Source organism: Psychrobacter sp. CAL346-MNA-CIBAN-0220, from assembly GCF_040309805.1.
Classification (GTDB): domain Bacteria; phylum Pseudomonadota; class Gammaproteobacteria; order Pseudomonadales; family Moraxellaceae; genus Psychrobacter.
On sequence record NZ_JBEOPF010000599.1, the window covers coordinates 1 to 247 of the forward strand.

The following is a 247-nucleotide window of genomic DNA, read 5'->3' on the forward strand; positions in this document are numbered from 1 at the left end:
CTATGGCAACAGGCCAAAAAACGCCTGAGCCAGCGCTTTCGTATCGACCAGTATCAAAGCAAGATTGAAGCCATCAAAAACGACACGCATCAAAAAGAAAGTCAGGCTTATGATGTGCTCAATGCTGAGGGTAAGCAATATGATTTGGCATTGACGTTTCGCTCCTTTGATAACAAAGCCGTGTTTGTCCATCCAAGCCAACTGACAACAGAAACCGATCAAGTCGCGACTGAAAACAATAATGCGG

Annotated in this window: 1 protein-coding gene; it reads left to right on the forward strand. The window is 44.9% G+C overall.

All coding sequences use genetic code 11. The annotated features are described in order from the left end of the window. The coding region (locus AAEY88_RS14950) for a hypothetical protein (RefSeq protein ID WP_350563656.1) at positions 1-247 on the forward strand (247 nt) is incomplete at both ends.